This window comes from Kitasatospora sp. NPDC057904, assembly GCF_042887925.1.
Lineage (GTDB): Bacteria > Actinomycetota > Actinomycetes > Streptomycetales > Streptomycetaceae > Kitasatospora.
Map to the genome: position 1 here is coordinate 1 of NZ_JBHVOL010000060.1, position 4,339 is coordinate 4,339.

The following is a 4,339-nucleotide window of genomic DNA, read 5'->3' on the forward strand; positions in this document are numbered from 1 at the left end:
GCCAGAAGAAGACCCGCCGCGCCCGGAAGGCAAGTTGATGAGCGACCCGTACGGCCCCCAGCAGGTCTACACACCTACACCGATCCACATCGGCCCCGGACAGGCCCTGAGCGTCCCTCAGAGCCTCCAGCAGCCCGCCCCGTACGTCATCGTCCAGCAGGCCGCCCCCGCGCCCTCCTGGCTCCGCCAGCACGCCGGACAGCTCGTCGCGGCTGGCGGGGCCGGAGCCCTCGTCGTCGCCGTCCTCCTGGCCGTCGCCGTCGTCGCGGTCGCGGTCGGCATCGGGGCCATCTCGTGCGCTCTCGGCTGGCTCGTCATCAAGAGCCTCATGGGGCCGCAGAAGCAGAAGTGACCGACCGGCGTGTTCCTACCACGCCGGTCAGCCACGGGAGACAGGATCACACGGAACGACGGAGGCCCGGACCGCTCGCAACGGCCGGGCCTCTGCTCTCCGCCACCTGGAACGCGAACGGAGAACGTCTCATGACCACGGTAGAGCACGGCGACGGCTCGGCACCACAGGTAGCCACCCCGCATGACGACGTGCCCCCGGTCCTCCCGCTGGATGGAGCACAGGCCGCGAAACACCTGCGGGCCTCGGGTGGCCGCCAGGTCTCCCGGCGCCCCGTTGCCGAAGGCCTTGAGGGGCGCCGGGCCGCCTCTGGCGGCCTGGCGGACGCCCCCCTTGGTACTACTACGGACTTTGTTTCCCCCCCTGCGGGGAAAACCGGGTCTGACCAGCACGAATGCGGGAAGGGCACCGATCCGTGTTGCCGTCGCCGCCGCCGCTTCGAGATCCGTCGGGCCATCTGGTCGTTCACGACGGTCAAGCGGCTCTCGGCCTGCGGACGGGTCATGGCTCAAGGCCAGAACGGCAAGGTCGACCGGGTCAAGATCCACGTCCGTGACGGGGTGGCCTACACCTCCGGTGTCTGCATCTGCGCGAACGGCTGGCTCTGCCCGGTCTGCTCGGCCAAGATCCGCGCCAAGCGGGCCAACGAGATCGCTGTCGGCGTCGCCAACCTGATCATGTCGGGTGGCTCTGCCTGGATGGTCACCTTCACCGTCCGGCATGCCAAAGGGCACGCGCTGGCCGAACTCCTCGACGCACTCAACGACGCATTCCGGAAACTCGGAAATGGCAACATGGCCAACCGTGAAAAGAAGCTCACCGGCAAGATCGGCACCATCAATTCGCGGGAAATCACCTACGGAAAGAACGGGTGGCACCCGCACCTTCACGTGATCGTCTGCTTCGACTCGGAGCCTGATGTCATCCAACTCACGTACATGATGGCCCGGTGGCAACGGCTCTGGATGGCCTGGACGAAGAAGCATGGATTCCCGGCCGATAAGACTCATGGGGTCAAGTGGGACAAGGTCATGACTGCCGAAGGTGCCGGGGAATACATCGCTAAGGCTCAGGACTCCGGACGCCACATCGGAAATGAGGTCGCTCGCGGTGATCTCAAGAAAGGCAAGCTGGGAAGTCTGACGCCGTTCGAAATGGTCGAGTACCTGCTTGCGACCGGGGACGCTGCGGTCGTTGACCTCTGGATTGAGTACGAGAAGGCGACCAAGGGCAAGTCCTGGCTTCGCTGGTCACCCAAGCTCAAGGCTCGGCTCGGAGTGGACGAGATCAGCGACGAAGAGCACGCCGCCGAAGAAGTGGCCGGCGGGGAGGTGGCCGAGCTGGCCGAGTCGGCCTGGAAGATGGTCGTCGCCCACGGCCTCGAAGCCCGAGTCCTCGAAGCCGTCGAACGAGGCGGATTTCCGGCACTCGTCAAGCTCCTCACTGCACACCAAATCTGGGCAGTCAAGAAACTCGCTCCTGACGACACGTCAGAAACCCCTGACGAACCGTCAGAAGACAATGTCGCCTAGGGTTGGAGAAGTGTTTGACCGTTGGTGATCTGTGGGGCGAGAGCATGAAAGGGGGCCATTACACTTGTACCAATGGAGAGGGCTGGATGCCCTCACCGCACGAAGTGGGCACTCGGCCCCCTTTCTTGCTCTCGGAGGGGCCCCACTGATCAGCAACGGTTAAAGACTTCTTCAGCCCGGAACCACAAAAAAAACTCGACCGCCTGCGGCGGAAGCTCCGGCCCCCGCCGGGAACAACGGAAAAGGCCCCCGCCGAATTCGACGGGGGCCTCTTCCAATTCCGCTACTCACGCATCCTCTTGTAGATCGCGGTCCGGCTGACCTTCGCAGCCTTCGAGACCTCTGTCGTGGTGAGGGCCTTCGATTGCACCGCGTGCACGGAGAGTTCGGTCTCCGCCGCCTTCGCCTCCTCCGCCAGATCCGAGAACGCCCGGATCAGGTTCCGATGCCACTCGGCCGGATCACGGGACATGGCCGCGTCGGCATGTCCGAGGTATCCGGCAAGCTCAGAGATCGCTTGCAGCCTCACCTGCATCTTTGTACGGATCTCGGCCGGTACTGACTCCGACATATTCGACCATCCTTGACTACGTCTGGCGATAACCTGGTTGACAACCCCCGTGCATGAGGTTCAGGGTAGAGCACGCAACACCCCGTAGACGAGCGATCGTCACCTGACGATCTGTCACAAGGAGAGATTCATGCCCGCGATCTTCCACGTCGACCAGGCCCGCACCTTCTCGATGGTCATGTTCCTCAGCTCCTCGCCCAAGATGCAGTTCGGCACCCAGCAGCAGGACACCGCCAAGGACGGCACGCCGAAGTGGGAGGTGCAGGTCGTCGCCTCCTTCACCCAGTTCGGCCGGACCGAGAACGAGATCCTCAAGGTCGGTGTCCTCTCGCACCAGGACCCCGCCGCCCCGCTCCAGGGGATGCCGCAGCCGGTCGAGCTGGTCGGCTTCCGGGTCGGTGTCACCCCGGCCGAGAAGCGGACCGACCGCAACGGCAACGAGAAGGTCGTCGGCGGCACTGCCTGGTACCAGGCCGACGAGATCCGCCCCCTGAACGCCGTTCCCACCTCCCGTAAGTCCGCCTCGCAGGAAGGCTGACCGTGTCTGTCACCGACTCCCTGAGCCTGTCTCCCCTGGTCGCCGTCATCGCTCTCGCGGTGCTGGCGGCCTGGGGGGCGGCTCGCCTCTTCATCGCCACCTACCGGTACATCCGGGCGACTCCCCTCCAGCGGGCTCGGATGCGCCATGCCTGGGCCGTCTCCCGCCGCTGGCGTCGCCTCGCCCCGAACGTCGGCCTCGCTCGCGTGGACGAGAACACCAAGGGCCGCAAGGACTGGCAGGGCAAGACCGCCAAGCCCGTCACCGTCGTCCCGAAGATCAGGGTGCTCCCCGAGCCGTGGGGCATCCGGGCCGTCATCAAGACGATCCCGAAGGTCGGGGTCGAGGAAGTCGAAAAGGCCGGCGGTTGGCTCGCGGACGCCTGGGACTGCCAGACCGTGGAAGTCCGCCGACTCAAGGCCGGACTCGTGGAGGTCCGGGGCATCGTCGGCAACCCGCTCGACGAGCACGCGCCGTACGCCTGGCCCGACGCTGACGACTGGGTCCTCCCGATGGGTCACAACCCCTGGATGCGCCAAGTCGCCATCCCGCTACGGCAGTTGAGCGGGATCAAGGTCGCGGGCCTCCCCGGCTACGGCAAGACCATGCTCATGCTCGCCTGGATGGCCTCGCTCGCGAATCGCGCCACCGTGCAGTTCGCCATCTTTGACGGCAAGACCTCCGACGCCCGATACGGCGACTGGGGCCAGGCCGGAGACCGCGCCATGTTCGTCGTCGGCGACAACCCGGAAACCGCCAACCAACGCCTGACCGAACTGGTCCGGCTGCTCAAGGACCGCCCGGCCGCCCTGGTCGAGGAACGGGGGACGCACAAGTTCTGGAAGCACGGGCCGACCGAGACCAACCCGCTCGTCCTGGTGCTCATGGATGAGTGCCACAACTACGCCGACACCAAGGGCCTGACCGGCAAGGACAAGCAGGTCATCGAGTCCAACCAGCGCATGATGCAGACCATCTCCAAGGAGGGTCGCGGGCTCGGCGTCATCGGTATCTTCGGCACCCAGAAGCAGACCGGCGACGCGATCCCGACCGCCGTCAGGGACAACCTGGAGGTCGGCGTCTGCTTCCCGACGTTCACCATCGATGCGGCCGAAGCGGCCCTCGGCTCGGGCATCCGCAAGGACGAGCCCAACGACCCCTCGAAGCTCGTGGACAAGGAGACCAACGTCGGCGTCTGCGTCGTCACCGGCGTCCCCGGCCTGGGCGGTCGATACGACCGAGTCCGCGTTGGCGACCTGGATGAAGACCAGCTCCCCGGCTTCATCGCCTCGACCGCGCATCTCCGCCGCGACGTCATCCCCGCGGCTGCCCCCACCGTCGTAGAC

General features: G+C 65.8%; 4 protein-coding genes and 1 pseudogene. 4 read left to right on the forward strand and 1 reads right to left on the reverse strand.

Annotated elements, in window-relative coordinates; translation table 11 throughout:
• Nucleotides 1-352 (forward strand): annotated as a pseudogene (locus ACFVSN_RS44995) (hypothetical protein); the annotation flags it as partial.
• Nucleotides 353-483: 131 nt separating this feature from the next.
• Nucleotides 484-1,884, forward strand: coding sequence for a protein rep (locus ACFVSN_RS45000; RefSeq protein WP_376642811.1), 1,401 nt, complete (start codon nucleotides 484-486; stop codon nucleotides 1,882-1,884).
• 283 nt (nucleotides 1,885-2,167) lie between these two features.
• Here the strand turns inward: ACFVSN_RS45000 and ACFVSN_RS45005 are convergent, their stop codons facing one another.
• Entirely contained in the window at nucleotides 2,168-2,455 is a 288-nt protein-coding gene (locus ACFVSN_RS45005; RefSeq protein ID WP_376006130.1) for a hypothetical protein, read from the reverse strand.
• A gap of 130 nt (nucleotides 2,456-2,585) precedes the next feature.
• On the opposite strand from ACFVSN_RS45005, the gene ACFVSN_RS45010 reads away from it, so the two are divergent.
• The gene (locus ACFVSN_RS45010; RefSeq protein WP_376006132.1) at nucleotides 2,586-2,993 is read left to right on the forward strand and encodes a hypothetical protein; all 408 of its coding nucleotides are present in this window, start codon (nucleotides 2,586-2,588) and stop codon (nucleotides 2,991-2,993) included.
• 2 nt (nucleotides 2,994-2,995) lie between these two features.
• Nucleotides 2,996-4,339: hypothetical protein (locus ACFVSN_RS45015; RefSeq protein ID WP_381441134.1), on the forward strand; the 1,344-nt coding region annotated here is incomplete at its 3' end.